The sequence below is a fragment of the Psychrobacter sp. W2-37-MNA-CIBAN-0211 genome (genome assembly GCF_040309405.1).
Lineage (GTDB): Bacteria > Pseudomonadota > Gammaproteobacteria > Pseudomonadales > Moraxellaceae > Psychrobacter > Psychrobacter glaciei.
Window position 1 is genome coordinate 1 of sequence record NZ_JBEOOU010000209.1, and the last position, 271, is coordinate 271.

At 35.8% G+C, this 271-nt stretch carries 1 protein-coding gene; it reads left to right on the forward strand.

The window, feature by feature from the left end; translation table 11 throughout:
• Positions 1-244, forward strand: a 244-nt coding sequence (locus AAEY72_RS14940) for an SEL1-like repeat protein (RefSeq protein ID WP_352311339.1), incomplete at its 5' end; no start/stop codon positions are given.
• Positions 245-271 lie beyond the last annotated feature (27 nt).

Genomic DNA, 271 nt, shown 5'->3' on the forward strand with positions numbered 1-271 from the left:
TATTTATCGTTACGGGCATGGTGTTCAACCTAATTTAACTAAAGCAAAAGAGCTCTATCAGAAATCAATTAGGCTTGGAAGCTATGTAGCCCTAAAGGAGAGTGGTGGGTTGGATATTTCTTGTGGTGAGGTTGTAAAAGGAATAGCAAAAGTAATAAAGGGGACTTGGAATATTTTCTTAAGGGTGCGAAAAGACATATCTAATTATGGAGTTATTGTTAGTGAATGTGTAAAAAACCAATAGAGAATATTTATCAGGACAGGTATGACC